The sequence below is a fragment of the Paludisphaera soli genome (genome assembly GCF_011064595.1).
In the GTDB taxonomy this organism is placed as follows: domain Bacteria; phylum Planctomycetota; class Planctomycetia; order Isosphaerales; family Isosphaeraceae; genus Paludisphaera; species Paludisphaera soli.
Genome location: NZ_JAALJI010000086.1, coordinates 1 through 2,720 on the forward strand (window position 1 = coordinate 1; position 2,720 = coordinate 2,720).

A 2,720-nucleotide genomic window follows, 5' to 3' on the forward strand; every position below is an offset into this window, starting at 1 on the left:
TCGCGGTGGACTTCCGAACTGGCGACGGCGGCTCGCTTCTGGCCAGTCGCGTCGCAGCCCGTCAGCCCGGCCAGCAGGCCGGCCGCGAGGAGGGCGATTCGTCGTGAGTTGCTCATGGCGAGCCTTCCAGCTTCCCTTGTCACTTCAAGTGCTCAGTGAAGAAGGACGTCAGCTTGTCGAAGGGGATGAGGTTCACGCGGTCGTAGAGGTCGACGTGCCCCGCGTTCGGGACGATGAGCAGCTCTTTCGGTTCGGCGGCGAGCTTGTAGGCGTCCTCGCTGAACTCGATGGAATGGGCCTTCTCGCCCGCGATGAAGAGCAGCGGGCGGGGCGAAATCGTCTCGATGTCGTTGAACGGATAGAAGTTCATGAACTTGACGACGCTGGTCAGCGTCGGATGCGTGGTCAGTTCGGACGAGCCGCCCTTCGGCGTGAACTCGCCGCGAGACGTTCGGTAGAAGTCGAAAAACTCGCGTTGGATGGGGTCGGTGTTTTCGGTCAGCTCGTGCACAGTCCCGCCCACGTATTTCGTCTCGCTGCCCGCGAACTCGGCGTCACGCTGGGCCGTGGCTTCGGCGATGAGCTTCTTTCGCTGTTCGAGCGTCATCGACTTCTTGAGCGAGTGACGACTGGCGGCACCCATGTCGTACATGCTGACGGTCGCGATGGCCTTCAACCGCGGGTCGATCTTCGCCGCACTGATGACGAAGCTCCCGCTGCCGCAAATCCCGATGGCCCCAATTCGACCCTTGTCGACGAGCGGCCGAGAGCCGAGGAAGTCCACGGCGGCACTGAAGCTCTCCGAATAGGCTTCCGGCGAGACCACGTTGCGTGGCTGCCCCTCGCTCTCGCCCCAGTACGGCAGGTCGATGGACAGGGCGACGAATCCTTGCTCGGCCATCTTGGTGGCGTAGAGGTTGGCACTCTGCTCCTTCACCGCCCCCATCGGGTGCCCGACGACGATGGCGGGAAGCTTCGCGTCCCGATTCGAGCCCTTGGGGACGAAGAGATTGCCCGCGATGCTCATCCGGGACTGATTTTTGAAGGTGACTTTCTCGACGGTCACCTTGTCGCTCTTGTAAAAATTGTCCGCTCCGTTGTTCATGTCTTGCCCCATGAGTTCTGATGAAAACACGGTGAGTCCGACCAAGAAGGCGGGCACGGCCGAGAGGAGCTTTGCTCCGGTGGCGAAGGCATTGGCTTTGTACATGGGTCGTCTCCTTTGGTGGCCCTCAAGCGAAGAGCCTCGAAAGGCCCCGCTTCGGCTTCACTCCCATTAAAGGCCAGCCGGCTCCGAAGGGAAAGGAACGTTCCTCCGAAGTTTTAGCCTAATTATCCTGTACCTCGAAGAATCTACCCATGAATTGCCGTTAACGGTAACCTGATACTACTGAAATCGAGTTAGGCGAGGAGCAAAGATGGACGAGTCAGCGAATTACCGAGAGAGTCTCGCCGGCCTTCTCGGCGAGATTGCCGTGGAAGAAGGTTTGCAGCCGACCCGCATTGAAGGAGTTCATGTCTTCAAGGGTTCGAGGTCGGTGCCGCGTGCCCCGATGGTCTATCGCCCGCACATCATCGTCGTGGGGCAAGGCCGCAAGCACGCCTATCTCGGGGGCGAGACCTACCAGTACGACTCGGCCAACTACCTCGTGCTCGCGGTGCCGCTACCCGCCGAATGCGACGCCGAGACGGAGGACGGCAAGCCCATCCTCATGGTCAACATCGACGTCGACGCGACGATGGTCGGCGAGATGCTCCTCGAAATTGACGGGACGTCGCCCCTCTCGGGCGAGACGCCGCGAGGCATCTCCTCGACGGCGATGAATCCGGGGCTGGCCGGGGCGGTCATCCGGCTCCTCGAATGCCTCAGGTGCCCGGTCGATAGCCGGCTCCTCGGCCGCCAGATGGTGCGAGAGGTCGTCTATCGCGTACTCCGGGGTGAGCAGGGCGGGGCCCTCTACGCGATGGCGAGTCGCGACGACCATTTCACGCGGATTGCCCGCGTCCTGAGGCACATCCACTCGGACTACGCGAAGCCGCTCGGGACCGAGGAGATGGCGAAGATGGCGGGCATGAGCGTGTCGGTCTTCCACCACCACTTCAAGCTCGTGACGGCGTGCTCGCCGCTTCAGTACCTGAAACGCATCCGGCTCGACCGGGCTAGGACGCTCATGACCCTCGATGGCTACAACGCGGGCACGGCCGCCCACGCGGTCGGCTACGAGAGTGCCTCGCAGTTCGGCCGGGAATTCAAGCGGCTTTTCGGGATGACGCCCGCCGAAGACGCCGAGCAGATGCGGGCCCGCCTCGTCGCCGGTTGAAGCCCTCACTTCTTCTTGTCGCTCAGTTGGATGGGTACGGTCTCGATGAGCTTCCGAGACTTAATCATGTCCTTGGTGGTCTCGACGTACTTCTTGAAGTGCGGGGATTCCCGGTGCGAGTTGTACGCGGCCTCGTCGGCGTAGACCTCGAAGAACCTGACCTTGGTCGGATGGTCCTTCTCCGCGACCGCGTAGATGGCCAGGACGCCCGGCTCGACGCGGACCGATGCCTCCATCTCCTCCTTGACCGACGCCTTATAGGCATCCAATCGGGCCGGGTCGATTTCGAGTTCGGCGATGCGAACGTAGGGCATGCGGGCCTCCTGGGCGACGGCGACGCCACTTAACCACAACGCCAGGACCACGCCCCCGATGCTCGTCAACCGTTTCGCGTCCATC

General features: G+C 62.3%; 3 protein-coding genes. 1 reads left to right on the plus strand and 2 read right to left on the minus strand.

All coding sequences use genetic code 11. The features are described from left to right. Nucleotides 1-139: 139 nt before the first annotated feature. Nucleotides 140-1,117 (minus strand): alpha/beta hydrolase, encoded by a 978-nt coding sequence (locus tag G6O68_RS31525; protein WP_390625416.1) that lies wholly within the window; start codon nt 1,115-1,117, stop codon nt 140-142. 301 nt (nt 1,118-1,418) lie between these two features. On the opposite strand from G6O68_RS31525, the gene G6O68_RS31530 reads away from it, so the two are divergent. Beyond that, on the plus strand, nt 1,419-2,321 hold the full coding sequence (locus tag G6O68_RS31530) for an AraC family transcriptional regulator (RefSeq protein ID WP_165253677.1): 903 nt from the start codon (nt 1,419-1,421) through the stop codon (nt 2,319-2,321). A gap of 5 nt (nt 2,322-2,326) precedes the next feature. Here the strand turns inward: G6O68_RS31530 and G6O68_RS31535 are convergent, their stop codons facing one another. Then, complete coding sequence (locus G6O68_RS31535; RefSeq protein WP_165253679.1) at nt 2,327-2,719, minus strand: putative quinol monooxygenase; 393 nt, start codon at nt 2,717-2,719, stop codon at nt 2,327-2,329. Nucleotide 2,720 lies beyond the last annotated feature (1 nt).

Coding starts and splice junctions, on each gene's coding strand:
- G6O68_RS31525 (WP_390625416.1), bottom strand. CDS start 1,117: ATGGGGCAAGACATGAACAACGGAGCGGACAATTTTTACAAGAGCGAC.
- G6O68_RS31530 (WP_165253677.1), top strand. CDS start 1,419: ATGGACGAGTCAGCGAATTACCGAGAGAGTCTCGCCGGCCTTCTCGGC.
- G6O68_RS31535 (WP_165253679.1), bottom strand. CDS start 2,719: ATGGACGCGAAACGGTTGACGAGCATCGGGGGCGTGGTCCTGGCGTTG.